This window comes from Salinisphaera dokdonensis CL-ES53 (assembly GCF_040361215.1).
GTDB lineage: Bacteria > Pseudomonadota > Gammaproteobacteria > Nevskiales > Salinisphaeraceae > Salinisphaera > Salinisphaera dokdonensis.
The window spans coordinates 1-13,408 of sequence record NZ_APND01000009.1; the positions used below are offsets into that span (position 1 = coordinate 1).

General features: G+C 58.7%; 14 protein-coding genes. All 14 read right to left on the bottom strand.

Annotated elements, in window-relative coordinates:
* Positions 1 to 185: 185 nt before the first annotated feature.
* The 14 genes from SADO_RS16880 to SADO_RS16945 all read right to left on the bottom strand — a co-directional run bounded on the left by SADO_RS16880 (position 186) and on the right by SADO_RS16945 (position 13,355).
* Positions 186 to 386 carry a hypothetical protein gene (locus SADO_RS16880; protein ID WP_353113561.1) on the bottom strand — a complete coding sequence of 67 codons (201 nt, stop codon included), beginning with the start codon at positions 384 to 386 and terminating at the stop codon, positions 186 to 188.
* A complete protein-coding gene (locus SADO_RS16885; protein WP_353113563.1) occupies positions 383 to 724 on the bottom strand; it encodes a GGDEF domain-containing protein in 342 nt (113 codons plus the stop codon). The genes SADO_RS16880 and SADO_RS16885 overlap by 4 nt, the downstream gene beginning before the upstream one ends.
* Positions 619 to 1,308, bottom strand: coding sequence for a sensor domain-containing diguanylate cyclase (locus SADO_RS16890; RefSeq protein WP_353113565.1), 690 nt, complete (start codon positions 1,306 to 1,308; stop codon positions 619 to 621). The genes SADO_RS16885 and SADO_RS16890 overlap by 106 nt, the downstream gene beginning before the upstream one ends.
* Before the next feature lie 306 nt (positions 1,309 to 1,614).
* A complete protein-coding gene (locus tag SADO_RS16895) occupies positions 1,615 to 3,018 on the bottom strand; it encodes an NADH-quinone oxidoreductase subunit N (protein ID WP_353113567.1) in 1,404 nt (467 codons plus the stop codon).
* A gap of 1 nt (position 3,019) precedes the next feature.
* Positions 3,020 to 4,504 carry a complex I subunit 4 family protein gene (locus SADO_RS16900; RefSeq protein WP_353113627.1) on the bottom strand — a complete coding sequence of 495 codons (1,485 nt, stop codon included), beginning with the start codon at positions 4,502 to 4,504 and terminating at the stop codon, positions 3,020 to 3,022.
* Position 4,505: 1 nt separating this feature from the next.
* Positions 4,506 to 6,113: an NADH-quinone oxidoreductase subunit 5 family protein gene (locus tag SADO_RS16905; RefSeq protein ID WP_353113569.1), complete on the bottom strand. Its 1,608-nt coding sequence runs from the start codon at positions 6,111 to 6,113 to the stop codon at positions 4,506 to 4,508.
* A gap of 218 nt (positions 6,114 to 6,331) precedes the next feature.
* Positions 6,332 to 6,637, bottom strand: coding sequence for an NADH-quinone oxidoreductase subunit NuoK (gene nuoK / locus SADO_RS16910; protein WP_353113629.1), 306 nt, complete (start codon positions 6,635 to 6,637; stop codon positions 6,332 to 6,334).
* A gap of 13 nt (positions 6,638 to 6,650) precedes the next feature.
* Positions 6,651 to 7,253, bottom strand: a complete 603-nt coding sequence (locus tag SADO_RS16915; protein ID WP_353113571.1) for an NADH-quinone oxidoreductase subunit J family protein — start codon at positions 7,251 to 7,253, stop codon at positions 6,651 to 6,653.
* Positions 7,250 to 8,164, bottom strand: a complete 915-nt coding sequence (locus tag SADO_RS16920) for a complex I subunit 1 family protein (protein ID WP_353113573.1) — start codon at positions 8,162 to 8,164, stop codon at positions 7,250 to 7,252. The genes SADO_RS16915 and SADO_RS16920 overlap by 4 nt, the downstream gene beginning before the upstream one ends.
* Positions 8,161 to 9,423, bottom strand: coding sequence for an NADH-quinone oxidoreductase subunit D-related protein (locus tag SADO_RS16925; RefSeq protein ID WP_353113575.1), 1,263 nt, complete (start codon positions 9,421 to 9,423; stop codon positions 8,161 to 8,163). The genes SADO_RS16920 and SADO_RS16925 overlap by 4 nt, the downstream gene beginning before the upstream one ends.
* Positions 9,414 to 9,764, bottom strand: coding sequence for an NADH-quinone oxidoreductase subunit A (locus tag SADO_RS16930; protein ID WP_353113577.1), 351 nt, complete (start codon positions 9,762 to 9,764; stop codon positions 9,414 to 9,416). The genes SADO_RS16925 and SADO_RS16930 overlap by 10 nt, the downstream gene beginning before the upstream one ends.
* 222 nt (positions 9,765 to 9,986) lie before the next feature.
* A complete protein-coding gene (locus SADO_RS16935) occupies positions 9,987 to 10,343 on the bottom strand; it encodes a penta-EF hand family protein (RefSeq protein WP_353113579.1) in 357 nt (118 codons plus the stop codon).
* Between the two features lie 227 nt (positions 10,344 to 10,570).
* Positions 10,571 to 11,380: a copper resistance protein B gene (locus SADO_RS16940; RefSeq protein ID WP_353113581.1), complete on the bottom strand. Its 810-nt coding sequence runs from the start codon at positions 11,378 to 11,380 to the stop codon at positions 10,571 to 10,573.
* Positions 11,373 to 13,355, bottom strand: coding sequence for a copper resistance system multicopper oxidase (locus tag SADO_RS16945; RefSeq protein ID WP_353113583.1), 1,983 nt, complete (start codon positions 13,353 to 13,355; stop codon positions 11,373 to 11,375). The genes SADO_RS16940 and SADO_RS16945 overlap by 8 nt, the downstream gene beginning before the upstream one ends.
* Positions 13,356 to 13,408: the final 53 nt, after the last annotated feature.

The following is a 13,408-nucleotide window of genomic DNA, read 5'->3' on the forward strand; positions in this document are numbered from 1 at the left end:
AGCTGATGGGGAAAAGTACGCTAACTCACGCGTTTTCACACAGCCTGGGTCGTTTGCGGCCTTATCTGTTCCTCGCTTCCATCGGTTTAAACGAGTAGCTGAGCCAACACCGCGGCGCGCTGGCCGGGGCAGGGGATGGTGGCGTGGCCTTTCGTTGGTAATGCGATTCGGAAATCAAATCGCGATTACGTGCGCAAGTCTTGCATCGGTGCTGCGGAGATTGCGGTCACAAGAAAAGCGGCCACGTCGTGCAGATCGGCCATGAGAAAAGAACGCCCGTGGCGAAGCTCATACGCCCCGAGCGCGCCGGCGCAACGGAGATCTGTTTTGCGAACAAAGATCAGCGCCGACCATTGGAGCGTGGTCAGTTGGCGCAGTTGCGTCAAATAAACCGGCTCGGGCCAGACAATGCACTGCCGGCGATCGCTTGATCGCGGCCGTTTGCCTTCGCTTCGTATAGGGCCTGGTCTGCCCGATCGATGAGGGTTTCGATCGACTCGTCACCCTGCGTGGTGGCGAGCCCAGCGCTGACGATCAGCGGTACTGCGGCGCCATCGACCGTGGAGCCCACCCCGCGAATGGTTTCCAACAGCCGCTGTGCGGTCGTCATTGCTGCGTTTATGTCCGTGTTCGGGAGCAGCAAAACGAATTCCTCGCCGCCCCAGCGACCCACGCTGTCCAGATTGCGCAGCTGGTTCGTGGCCAGCTCCGCGAACAGCTGCAAGGCCCGATCGCCGGCGATATCCCGTGTTGGTCATTGAGTTGCTTGAAGCAGTCGAAATCCACCAGCGCCACGCTCAACGGTTGGGCATAGCGCTGGGCACGGTTCAATTCTTCTTGCATCCGTGCACCGATCGCGCGCCGGTTGTATATTCCGGTGAGCTCGTCGGTGAGCGCCAAGCGTGCCAGTTCGTCCTGGGCGCCGCGCAGTGCCAGTAGATCGCGCTCGCGGGCAATCTCATGATCGAGCCACTGCGCGAACATGCCGATGAGGTCGAGATCGTAGGTGGTGAACTCGCCGGTCGGTTTGGTACTCGAGAAATTCAGTGTGCCGACTATGTGGCCGTCGAGCGTGAGCGGGACGCCGATATAAGATTCCAGCGCGAAACGCTGATAACAGGGGTGGTCGCACAACTCGCCCTCGCCGGTCCGGTCCACGGCGAACACCCCGTCGGCGACGCGCGTATGGCAGGAATAGGTTTCCGGTACCGGAAACACCTGGCCGGGCTTGATGCCCGATACGCCATCGACGATATCGACCACCTCGTACGCCTCGTCTTCGATGTGGCTGACCATGCCGATGGGCATGCCTGATTCATTTCGACAATGAGCAACTGCAGCGAGATAAGTAGGTTTTTCGGCCGATGCAGGAATATTCGGAAACTCTCATACCGGATATGACCAAATCGGTGTCATGCTATGCAAGAGGTGCTGCACCGACTTCGATCCCTAGATCGTGACGCGGCCTGGACGGTAGCCATGCGTCTCAGTAGTAAATGGCGGACGTTGCTATGTGGACCTCAATACGCGTTTCCGCGGAGACGCGCGTGAAGATCGGATTCGCTTCTATGAACGCAAGCGGCTGAAAAAACCTAAAACCAATTCGCGAGCGGCCTACGGGAGAAGAGTCGCTTCGGTGAGCATTCGCCATAATGGATCCGCCAAACCACCAAGACTGACAGTGAAGAACGCGCATAGCACCACAGCGGCGGCGGCAGAGTAGCCGAGCGTATGCATGGGCCTCGCCGGCTCGGCGAAATACACGGGCGCAAGCACACGTAAGTAATAAACTAGTGATACGACGGTGTTGATCAGAGCCACGACAGCCAGCCATGCGTAACCCGATTCGATCGTCGTGACGAACAGTGCCAGCTTGCCCACAAAGCCTGCCAGCGGTGGGATACCCACCAGCGAAAGAAAACTAAGGATCAGTGCGGCCGCGAGTAGCGGATGGGCGGTCGCGAGGCCTCGGTAGTCGGCTAGGTTGGTGCGTCCGCGCAGCTGTGTCACAACACCGAATGCTGCGAGATTCGCGACTGCATAACTTGCGAGAAAGAACAGCAAGGCCGGTAGCGCGTAGGGATCCAGACCGAGAACAGTGATCGCCATCAGTGCGTAGCCAGATTGCGATACCGAAGACCAGCCCAGCATTCGCCGTACATCGTTCTGCCCGAGTGCACCCAAATTGCCTACGGACATGGTCGCGATCGCGATCGTGGCAACCACGGAGCGCCAAGGGATGTCTTGAGGGAACAGATCGACGAAGCGGGCAAGCGCAATGGCGGCGCCTACTTTAGGTGCAATAGTGAGGAAGGCAGCCGCCGGCGGCGGGGCGCCCTCAGCGACATCCGGCATCCAGGTATGGGCCGGTACGGCCGCAAGTTTAAATGCTACACCTACAATGACGAGACTGAATGCGACGAGCGTCATTGATTGGGCGCCGTCGTCCGTACGCGACGCCAGCTCGCCGTAGTCCGTGGTGGCAAACAGCCCGAACATCAGCGTCACACCGAGCACGAGTAGGGCGTTGGCCAGCGCGCCGACTAGGAAATATTTTATGCCGGCTTCAACCGACAGCGGCCAGTTACGATGATAAGCGGCTAACGTGTACCCCGTGACGGAGGACAGCAGAACGGCGATGATCAACTGCATCAGGTCGGTCGCCCCGGCGAGCAGCATGGCCCCGAGTGTTCCAAGCATTAAGACGGCATAGTATTCACCGTGGCGACGGTCTTGGCGCAGCCACTCGGGCGTCAACAGAACGCTCAAGGCGGCAGCGACCAAAATGATCAGGCGAGCCCAGATGCTGGCACCGTCCAGAGCCCAGACTCCAGAGAAAGTCAATTTCGGCGCTTCGCCCAGTTGAGCAACACAAAACGCGAATGCCACCGTAAGGCCAATGAGCGCGCCCGGCGCAGCCAACCACTGATCTCGCTCGCGCATGAAACTTGCGGCCAAAAGCAACGTGACCGCGCTGATTAAAACGCTGAGTTCGGGTAGAACGTCGCCAACCGGCATGCTAGACCCCACCCGTCAATAGGCCAGTTGCACTGTTGATGGGCGTCAGCAGCCAATTCGGATATATCCCGATTATCACGATCAGCAGTACGAGTATCGCCAAGGTGATGATCTCGACGCGCGCGAGGTCCCTGAAATCCCCCCGCTCTGTGGGCAGCGCTCCGAAGAACAGCTGTTGCAGCATCTGTAGGAAAAGCGCAGCGGTAATGAGAATACCCAGAAGCGCGGTGGCGGCCAGCCACGGATAGACGCTGAAAGCACCAACGAATATCTGTAGCTCGGCCACGAAACCGGCGAGCCCGGGCAAACCCAGGCTCGCGAATGACGCGAGAATCGTAAAGCGAGTGAGATTCGGCGCGATCTGGCTCAGACCGCCGTAGTGCTCGAGATTATAATCGCCAGTGCGCTGCCAGAACGCGCCACAGATCAAGAACAGCGCGCCGGTGATTAGACCATGGGCGACCATTTCCACGGTGGCACCAGTCAACGCCATTTGCCGCGCGGCCTGCTCACCGCCGATCGTCGCGGCTGCGGCGATACCCAGCAACACATAGCCCATGTGATTCACGGAAGTGTAAGCAATACGTCGCTTGAGGTCGCTTTGCGCCATCGAGACCAACGCGCCCCATAGAATCGAGATCACCGCCAGAACGGCCAGGGCGAAAGCATAGCGTGCAAAGGTGTCGCCGAGCATCGAATAGGGGATTCGAATCAAACCGTAAGTGCCCATTTTAAGCAGCACACCGGCGAGCACGGCTGAGGCCGGCCCAGGGGCGTTCACGTGCGCTGGGGGAAGCCATGTATGCAAGGGTACGAACGGCGTCTTGATACCAAAGCCGATGATGAATCCTGCCAGAACCAGCGTCGCGCGCAGGTCCATGCCCACGAGTGGCTGATCGGCGATTAGCGTGCGCATGTCGAAGGTCAGTGGATCGGTCGCCAGAACGAGACCGATAATTGCTAGCAGAATGGCTAACGACCCGGCAAAGGTATAGACGAAGAACTTTATCGCGGCGCGCTCGGCGTCGCCGTGGCCCCAGCGCCCGATAAGAAAGAACAGACCGACGAGGCTCAGGTCGAAAAAGACATAGAACAGCGCGAGATCCAGAGTCAGGAATACGCCGAGCGATACAGCTTCGAGAAACAGAAACCACGCGTAGTATTCTCGCGCTCTTCCCCGCGTTTCGGCGGGCCATGCAATCGCAGCGACGAACAACAGCGCGCTCATCGTAGCCACCGTTAGCGCGATACCGTCGACACCCATACGCCAGCCGATGCCAAGCGCCGGAATCCAAGGGTATTCGACGACGTACTGAAACGCGGAGGCGCCCGTACTGGTATCGAAGCCGATCCAGACCGCCACGAGTAGGACCAAGGGCACACTGCCGACGCTGCATGCGAGCCATCGGTATGTCGGTTCTTTTAGACGTGTACAAGCGAGCGCGAACGCACCCAGCAATGGTATGAGAATGGTGGCCGTGAGCATTTTAGCGCCCCGCAAACAGAATAATTGCCAACACCACAGCACCCGCGGCCATGAAGGCGAGATAATGGTGTGAAAGGCCGGTTTGAAAACGGCGGCTGTCTTCGCCGCTAAGAGCAAGCCAACGAGTGACGCCCTCCGGAAGCCCGTCCGCCAGTCGGTCGAGTCCTCGATACGCAACGCGTGCGGCAAAAAGTCCGCCCGCGCTGACTCGGCGTACGATGCCATCAATGACGGCATCGTCGAACGTGGCACAGTGCTGTGCGAGCGCCGAAAAAGGACGCTCGACGACGCGATTGATCGCAAAGGGCAAGCCCAACCAGTCAGCATAGGCTGAAACAGGGCCGTCTTCGCCCAGCGCGGGATGTTTGCGTGCGATCAACAGGCCGGTGTAGAGGCCAGAGCCGACAGTCAGGAGTGAACCGATGGTCTCCCAGGGTGGAGGCGTCGGAAACGAGGTTGCGAGCCAAGCGCCCAGCGTTTGCTGTATGCTTGGCAGCCAATATAAGGAAAGCGCCAAACAAGCGGCAGCTAGCGATGAGATCGCTATGGTTTCTGTCGTTCTCGAAGTGGCGCTCGTGTCGTTGACGGCGACGCCGTAGGCGCTATAGACGAAACGCATGGCGTAGGCCGCACTCAAGGCGCCGGCGAGCATGACCACGAGTGCCAGCCATGGGCTGAAATGGCCTGCGGCTGTTACGACCATTTCCTTTGTCCACGCTGCGCCCAGCGGAGGTATGCCTGCCAATGCGAACCCGCCGACCGCGGTTGCCGAGGCTGTAATCGGCAGCACGCGCCCGAATCCCATCTTTGTCAGGTAGAAGCTATCGGCTTCGCGGCCGGCGACGCCTGCACTGAGAAACAGCAATGCCTTGAAAAACGCATGCGCGACTAGATGCGTCAGTGCGACGGCCGGGTAGCCGGCGCCGACCGCGACGAACATTAAGCCGTAGTGTGCGGAGGTGGACGCTGCCAATAATTTCTTTGCGTGAGGCTGCAGCATGGCGGTCAGACCGCCTGCAAGCGCGGTGCCGAGACCGATACCAATTGCCGTAGGACCAAACCACGGCACCTGAGCGAGCGTCGGCTCGAGCCGGATCAACAGGTAGGCTCCCGCGGCGACCATGGTGGCGGAATGCAACAAAGCCGAAACCGATGTTGGCCCGTCCATGGCGCGGAAAATCCATGGCGCGAACGGAATCTGGGCGGATTTCGAGGCCGCGCTTAACAATAATCCGGCCACCAGAATAGTCTTTTGGGGTGCGCCGAGAGTTTCGATCGCGGCGAACGCGAAAGTGCCGCTATCGCTGAAGGCAACCATGGCCGCTACGAAAAGCCCGAGATCGCCCAAACGGGTCATCACGAACGCATAGCGCGCCGAGGCCGCACGGGATGCGTGTTGTCGTTCGTGCCCGATCAGTGCCCATGAGCAGGCGCCGACCAGTTCCCAGCCGATAAGCAGCGTAATGAGGTCCGCCGCGATTACTAGTAACAGCATGGCGCCGACGAACAGTAAGAGCAGCGATACCAAGCGGTTCAAGTCGCGCAGGCGTTCGTGAACCGCGGCATAGGCGAGCACGGGCAGGGCAATGACCGGCACCAGCAAAGCCATAACGACAGAGCTTGACGTCAACACCACCTCGAACTGCAGTGGGATGCTCCAGGCAAATCGTCCGACCCAACCCTCTAGGCCGGCGAAAACCGTGAGCAACAGTGTGAACAGCAATACACCACAGCCTGAAGCGCCCAGAGCGGCGCGGTTCCGCATCGGCGATGCATGAACGATCACAGCTGCGAGCAGTGGAAACAGTGCGACAACCCAGAGCATGATCAGTGCTTCAGTGTTGTCAGGCCTTCGGTGACATCCGCCTGGCGACTGCGATAGACCGCTGTGATCAATGCGAAGCCGGCGGCCATCTCTACTGCCATCACCGCCATCACGATGATGGCCAAAAGCTGCCCAGTCGGCAGGCCACCTGCCGTAAGCGACCAAAAGCCAACAGCCGCCAGCATCACGCCGTTGAGCATCAACTCGAGGCCCATCATCAGCATCACGAATGACTGCTGCGACAATGTGCCGTAGAGCCCAATGCCGATGAGCACGGCGGCGACGATCAATATCGCTGTGAGTGTCATGGCTATTTCTCTATTAATGATGGTGATGAGCATGTCCGCTGTGCTGCTCGGGTTGCCGCCCGGCTGGTTCACCGCCGGGCTCAAGTGGCGGCGGTACGGCGCCGGTATCGGCCATGCCGAAGCGTCCGCTGCGGCTCGATAGAATGACGCTGGCCACCATGGTCGCCAGCAGCGTGACCCCAGCGGTTTCAAAGATCAGCATTGAATTGCCGAGCAGTTCCTTGCCTAGGCTTGCAACGGAATCGATGCGCGGATCGACCGGGTTAGAGGTAAAGCGTGTAACGCAGATGAGACCGGTGAGTATGGCGAAGACGAACACGCCCGCCGCGATCGAAAAACGGTGCTGGTGCACCATCATCATCGGGTTCAGGCCCGCTGGATTCATCATAAACATGACCATGAACAGCGCCATTACCATCATTTCCACTGCCATCATGAAGACGGTCGCGATGCCGAGATAGGGCGCGTTGAGCAACACCATGATCAAGCCAACTGCGATAAATGACAGCAACAGGAGGAACGAAGCCCGAACCATCGAGTCGGTGCAGAAGACACGCCAACCGCTTATCACCGCGATAGCGGCGAAGATCCAAAATGCGATATCGATTTCGTTCATAGCGCCAGTACTCCTGCCCATACCAAATGCACAAACGATAGCGGCAAGAGCACTGTCCAGATCAGCGTCATCATTCGGCTCGGGGAGATCCGTGCCAGCTGCTCGGTGAGGCATACTAGGACTAGAAGCACGGCGGCCGTCTTGAGTACCAGCCATGCCGGCCCGGGCAGCCACGGGCCAAGGTAGCCACCTAGAAAGACACTGGCCGCCATTGCGGCCACCGCCGTAAGCATTGCGAGCCTCGCGAACTCCCAGACCAGTCTTGGCGCGCCGGATACCTCAGCGGCGGTTCCCCCCGCGACATCAGCCGAGTCCGCGTAGTTGAACGGGCCTCTGAAGCTTAGAGACAGACCGAGGAGTAGAAACAGCGGTAGCCCTAACGGTTGGCGGATGACGTTCCAAAGGCCACGCTGGGATTCGACGATTTGCGGAAGAGCTAGAGACTCAGCGGGCAATGCTGCCGCGATCAACACGAACATGCTGATCAGCATTACCGGCAGCCCGATGGCGACATAGCGGTAGGCACCGATCAGGCCGAACTGAGAATTGGCTGACCAACCGTGCAGGAATACAACCACTACTGTCAGTGCCTCGACTGCGCCCCACCAGACAATGCCGACTTCGAGATCCGCGAGAACGCTCACGCTAGAGAAAGGCACGAGTGCGACACCGGTACCGGCGAGCCCAGCATACAGTGCAGGCGCCAACCGCCAATTGAGCAAATCCGGGGCTTCAGTCCGATTGGGCTGTTGGCGCAGAACCGCGGCGCATCGGTAAATGGGATTGGCCAGAGGCGCGCGTGGGGACCGCCGTTCCCGAGCCGCTGCCCATAGCCCATCGAGCAAAGCGACGTACCATGCCATGCCAAACAAGAAAGCAAGCCAGGCGGCGCTTAGGACGATCTGCGTCATGGCGTCTCCAAAGATCCCATTCGACATAACGCGGCGCTATCAAAACTGTTTAGCACAAGCAGCGCTTCACTCCATTCGAGTCCTGGGAGCAGCTCGGTCACGCGATAATCAAGCGGCGGTGCCCGAAGAGCCCAGGGTGGCTCGGCCAGTTGGCCTTGGGCGATCAGGATGTGGGGTGCGGCCGACGCGAGAGCTAGCGCTTGTTCGGCCTCGTCGAACCACTGCGCCACGCGCGCTTGACAGTCGCTTTGCTTTTGCGTGACAGGGGTGAAGCCCAGTCGCGTGTAGGTCGGATCATCGTTGCGACTGTCGAGCACGTGTCCAGCAGCGCGTCGCACCGGGCCGCCGAGTTCACACGCTAGATCGTCATCGATCCGACCGAGCCCCGGCTTGATCGCAGCCATCAAACCTGCGCGGGCGGCGGCTTTGCGCAGCGGACCGATAGCAACAGTTTCGTTCGCGCGTATGCGTGCTGCCACGATCTGAGCCTGCCGGCTGAGCGTCGGTAATTCGACAAGCGACAATACCCGGGCGATACATACCAAGTGATGCGTTGCGCGTGTGCGCTCGATTTGTGCCAGGGGCGTCTGCTCGTGCAGCAAGCGATCGAATGGTTCACGATCAATGTCGCGTGGTGGATAGGGTGGCTGAACGACTTCGGCTGATTGAATTACGTCGCCTTGAAAAGTCACCTCTAGTATCAATCCAGCGGGCCAGTAAGGCATGAAGGGGCCAACCTGAGTACGGTAGACATCTAACGCGAGCCCGTCGCGAATGTCTGGCGTCGGGGGCATAGGCATCATGCGCCCGTAAGGCACGCCGCCCATCATCCCTTCTCCACCTTGACCGTGATCGCCTCTGCCACGCCAAGGGGTGGGTGGCTCGTCGGACAGACGGTGGGTTTCCGATGCATAGGAGCCGCCAATCAGTTTGCGATAAAGCGCACGCAGTGGCGCGACTGGATCGTCAGCTGAGGCGGAGCGCCGTGCTTCATCTATGTCGTCCGAATGCGCGTCTCCCCACCAGAATGTCGCACGTGGGTGCGGCATTTGGTCGTGGAGGCGATCTAGATAGGGTTGGTCACTCTCTCGAGTGCGGCCCGCGACCAATAAAATGTTGGCGTGTCGGGGCGTTGCGGTGAAGTCGATATCACCACTCTTGAGCAAGTGCTCGATCGCAGGCGCGCCGTCGCGCCCCATAGCCACGAAAATCGGAATCGGAGCCCGCGCTGCAAGACGCCCGAGTATGGTTACTGCCATCTAAAGATACCTTCGCGCCACCCATAGAGAATGCCTACCGTGAGGATGGAGAGGAACATGCCCATTTCGGCGAGCGCCTTGACGCCTTCGGTGACATACACGACGGCCCACGGGTACATAAACATCATCTCCATTTCGAACGCGATGAAAAGCAGAGTCATCGAGTAATAGCGGATGTGATATCGCTGCCAGGCATGGGTGTTGGGTTTCGAACCACCAAGAAATGGCACCTTTTGAGATTCGGCTAAGTGATGGTGATCGGCGCCAGTAGGCAGCTTCTGGACAATGAGCGCCCCGGCGAAGAAAGTTAGGAAAATGATTACAAGCCCAGTTAACGCCATATTTTTATTTGGAAATAGCCGTTCGAAATAAAAGTATTTTTGAAAATATTTTCTGCTATCGCTTTGACGCCAATTTATTTTTTAGAGCCAAAATTCTATCTTGCTACAAGTGCTAGACTTTATCCGGGTGGCTTGCAATCAGGCGACCAGCTTGTGTGACGTGTTGAGTTGGAAAATACGTCACCCTATAACAACTAGCTAGGGTGACGTATAAATCAAACGCTAGCCGGTTTCCATTTCCGGCAGACTTCCCTTTTTCATTTCGCTTTTTTCGAGTTTGCCATCTTTGTTTTGATCGGCAGTGTCGAATATAAGTTCATGCACATGCATGAACTCTTCACGTGAGATTTCACCATTATCGTCCACGTCTAGCATCTGCATTGTGTGCCGATCCATCATCTGACCTCGATACATTGATTGATATTCTTCCAAAGTATCGACCGCTTTTGCTTGAGCTATTACTACAGCGCCGTCTGACAACCCAGAGGCTATGGCAGTGTCGGGTTCAGCCAATGCTGCGGAGGAGCTCGAGGCTAAAAGTAAAAGAAGCAAGCTTTTTTTAATAGTGTTCTTCTGCATAATAATACCTAACTTTACCGTCGCTGATTTATGGGCGTTATTGGCTGAATCGTTGCCTTGCTAACTTTTATGTCCAAAATTATACGAAACAATAATTCGCATTAGACAAAAAAGGCATAGCCGAATAACGCCCACTTAAGAATGCGTGTCAATTGTAAGTGGCTAATGATTTATAGAATTTAATAAATTTCCTCCTTTTTGATGAATTAGTTACAGCGCAGGCATGATCAATACCAGGCTCGGATACCGACCACGAAGGCGGTAGACGACGTCTCCTCGCCTTCGGCCTGGGCGATATCCTTGGTTTCGCCGTAGGTCTGCTCCCAGCGCACGCCGATATAGGGCGCGAATTCGCGCTTGATCTCGTAACGGAGCCGGATGCCCATTTCGGTATTGTTGAGACCTTGACCGAGGCCATATTCCGGCACATCCTGAGCCGAGGCATTGATCTCGGCCCGAGGCTGAAGGATCAGCCGCTGCGTGAGCAGCAGCTCGTACTCGAATTCGCCGCGAAAACTCACGTCGCCGTCTTCGCTGACGAACAGCGCCGTGTCGGATTCGAACCAGTACGGCGCCAGCCCCTGCAGGCCGAGTACGGCAAAGCCGCGGTCCGGGTTGGGATTGACGTCGTAGCGCACACCGGCCTGCGCACTCCAGAACGGTGCGATGGTTCGGTTGTAGAGCGCCTGAAACTCGGTGTCCTCGGGCGAGCGGCCGCGCATTGGGCCCTCACCTTCGGTCTTGAGCCAGAGCTTGTTGTAATCGCCGCCGATCCAGCCCTGGGCGTCCCAGAGATAGTTGTTGGTGCCCTCCACGTCGCCGTATTCGAGTCGGTCGACGAGAAAAAATTTGTGCATTTGCTGATCGTGGATTGGTTTTTTCCAAGCTAGTGGTGCGCCACTATTGGGATCCGCCGGCCCCTTCGGTATGACGGAATCCAGATCGGCCTTGCCGTCCGACGTGGCATAGGCCGGCAGGGTCATCCCGAGGGCAAAGGCGGCCACACCGATCGTCGCGGTCATCGACTGTTTAAGCATTGTTGTCTCCTGATTGATCGCTTACGCGCACGACGCGGAACATGCCCATTTCCATGTGATAGAGCAGATGGCAGTGAAAGGCCCAGCGTCCCGGTTCGTCGGCCGTGATCAGCAGCGACGCACGTGAACCCGGCAACACGCTCAGGGTGTGCTTGAACGGCAGATGCTCACCCTGGCCGTTTTCCAGCTCCATGAACATGCCGTGCAGATGAATCGGGTGCTCCATCATGGTGTCGTTGACGAGCACCAGCCGGATGCGTTCGCCGTAGGGAAACTCGATCGGCGTGGCATTCGAGTATTTCACGCCGTCGAACGACCACATGTAGCGGTCCATATTGCCGGTCAGGTGCACCTCGATCGTGCGCGAGGGCTCGCGACGATCCTGCATCGGCACAACGTTACGCAGCTGGCTGTAGGTGAGCACGCGATGGTTGACGTCCTCGAGGCCGGTGCCTGGTTCGCCCAGACGATCCCGCTGCACGTTGGCGACATTGATATTGCCCGCACCGTGCATGTCGGGGCCGTGCTTGGCGATGACCGGGCCGGCTTGTTCCATCATCGCGCCCGTGCCCATGGTGCCGGCGTTTGGGCCGGTGCCGTGCGCCATTTTCTTGCCGTGATCCATGCCGGCCATCTTGTCCGACATCTTCGAGCCATCCATCTGGTGGCCCTGATGGGACATGCCGGCCATGCCGGAATCCTTCTTGGACATGTCCATTTTCTTCATCGAGCCGTGATCCATCGCCATCTGGCCATGGCCCATCGGCTTCGCGCCTTTGTCGTGCGACATCTTCATGCCGCCCATGTCCATGTCGCTCATGTCCATGCCCATATCCATCATCGTGCGCTGCGGCTGTTCGCGCAGGGCGGGCACGGGCGCGACCATGCCGGCGCGCGGGGCGAGCGTGCCGCGGGCGTAACCGCTGCGGTCCATGGTTTCGGCCATGATCGTGTAGGCCTGATCCGCCCTGGGTTGGACGACGACATCGAGGGTCTCGGCCACGCCGATCTGGAATTCGTCGGTCTCGACCGGCTGGACTTCCTTTCCGTCGGCGGCGACCACCTGCATGGGCAGACCCGGTACCCGCACGTTGAAGTAGGTCATCGCCGAGGCGTTGATCACGCGCAGACGAATGCGCTCGCCGGGCGTGAACAGGCCGGTCCAGTTGGCTTCGGGATGCACGCCGTTCATTAGATAGCTGTAGGTGTGCCCCGTGACGTCGGCGATATCCCGCGGGCTCATGCGCATGTCGCCCCAGGCCAGCCGATCTTTCAGCGTGGTGGCCACGCCCGACTTGCGGAAATCCTCGGCCAGATCGCCGAGCGTGCGCTCGCTAAAGTTGTAGTAGTCGCTCATCTCTTTGAGCTTGGCCAACAGACGATGTGGGTCTTCGAAGGTCCAGTCGTTGAGCACGATCACGTACTCGCGATCGGCGTTGATGCCGTCATCGCCCTGCGAATGAATGACCATCGGCCCGGTTTGGCCGACCTGCTCCTGTAGACCGGAATGGCTGTGGTACCAGTAGGTGCCGGCTTGGCGGACGGGGAACTTAACGTCGAACGTATCGCCCGGATCGATACCCGGAAAAGCCACGCCGGGCACCCCGTCCATCTGGAATGGCAGCAGAATGCCGTGCCAATGGATCGAGGTGGATTCGTCGAGATGGTTGTGTACGCGAAGGTGGGCGTTCTGGCCTTCCCAAAGCTCCACGATCGGGCCCGGCGTGGTGTGGTTCAGCGTAATGGCTGATGCACGGCCGCCGGCGATATCGATCATCTCGCGCCGCACGTGCACGTCCATGAGGACGTCCCGGGCCGCGCCGCCCGGGACCTGAGCGGCGGCGCTATTGAGGTGGCGTGTCATGCCATCTCGGGCATATGAAGGTAGCAGGGCATTGAAGCCCGCCAGCAGGCCGGTCGCGCCCATGGCGCGCAGCAGCCGGCGGCGGTCTTTGTCATATGTATGCTGAGTCATTGTCTATAGCCTCATTGATCCAATTCGGTTGGAGTCGTTTGTAAGCGGTGTCA

Bases quoted from the DNA above. Each gene is read 5' to 3' on its own strand.
- SADO_RS16890 (WP_353113565.1), bottom strand. From the start codon at position 1,308: ATGCCCATCGGCATGGTCAGCCACATCGAAGACGAGGCGTACGAGGTG.
- SADO_RS16895 (WP_353113567.1), bottom strand. From the start codon at position 3,018: ATGCCGGTTGGCGACGTTCTACCCGAACTCAGCGTTTTAATCAGCGCG.
- SADO_RS16900 (WP_353113627.1), bottom strand. From the start codon at position 4,504: ATGCTCACGGCCACCATTCTCATACCATTGCTGGGTGCGTTCGCGCTC.
- SADO_RS16905 (WP_353113569.1), bottom strand. From the start codon at position 6,113: ATGGCTTTGCTGGTGCCGGTCATTGCCCTGCCCGTGCTCGCCTATGCC.
- nuoK (WP_353113629.1), bottom strand. From the start codon at position 6,637: ATGACACTCACAGCGATATTGATCGTCGCCGCCGTGCTCATCGGCATT.
- SADO_RS16915 (WP_353113571.1), bottom strand. From the start codon at position 7,253: ATGAACGAAATCGATATCGCATTTTGGATCTTCGCCGCTATCGCGGTG.
- SADO_RS16920 (WP_353113573.1), bottom strand. From the start codon at position 8,164: ATGACGCAGATCGTCCTAAGCGCCGCCTGGCTTGCTTTCTTGTTTGGC.
- SADO_RS16925 (WP_353113575.1), bottom strand. From the start codon at position 9,423: ATGGCAGTAACCATACTCGGGCGTCTTGCAGCGCGGGCTCCGATTCCG.
- SADO_RS16930 (WP_353113577.1), bottom strand. From the start codon at position 9,764: ATGGCGTTAACTGGGCTTGTAATCATTTTCCTAACTTTCTTCGCCGGG.
- SADO_RS16935 (WP_353113579.1), bottom strand. From the start codon at position 10,343: ATGCAGAAGAACACTATTAAAAAAAGCTTGCTTCTTTTACTTTTAGCC.
- SADO_RS16940 (WP_353113581.1), bottom strand. From the start codon at position 11,380: ATGCTTAAACAGTCGATGACCGCGACGATCGGTGTGGCCGCCTTTGCC.
- SADO_RS16945 (WP_353113583.1), bottom strand. From the start codon at position 13,355: ATGACTCAGCATACATATGACAAAGACCGCCGCCGGCTGCTGCGCGCC.